1 protein-coding gene is annotated in these 454 nt (G+C 68.5%); it reads left to right on the plus strand.

Annotated elements, in window-relative coordinates; genetic code table 11:
* Nucleotides 1-454, plus strand: a 454-nt coding sequence (locus tag HUX53_RS28090) for an LCP family protein (protein WP_176406225.1), incomplete at both ends; no start/stop codon positions are given.

A 454-nucleotide genomic window follows, 5' to 3' on the forward strand; every position in this document is an offset into this window, starting at 1 on the left:
GACCACTACGCGGCGCTTGATTTCAGCGGGTTCGTGAAGATGACGGACGCGCTCGGCGGCGTTGACGTGACCATCACCAAGGACACCTTCGACCCGCTGCACGACCGCCGGTGGAAGGCGGGGCACCAGCACCTGGACGGCAAAGAGGAGCTCGACTTCGTCCGGCAGCGGTGGAACCTGCCGAACGGGGACCTCGACCGGATCAAGCGGCAGCAGGCGCTCATGCACGCGCTGGCGGAGAAGGCGCTGGACACCCGCAACCCGCTCAAGATCGACCGGTTCATCCGGGCCGTGACCGGCTCGGTCACCGTGGACGACTCGGTGACCGCCGGGACGCTGCGCGGGCTCGCGCACCGGCTGCTGAAGACGACGCTGATGGAGTACCTGACCACCCCGGACGCGAAGCCGGCCGAGCGGGACGGGCAGAGTGTCGTACTCCGGGGAGGTGTACTGG

The organism is Actinomadura sp. BRA 177, assembly GCF_013372625.1.
In the GTDB taxonomy this organism is placed as follows: domain Bacteria; phylum Actinomycetota; class Actinomycetes; order Streptosporangiales; family Streptosporangiaceae; genus Spirillospora.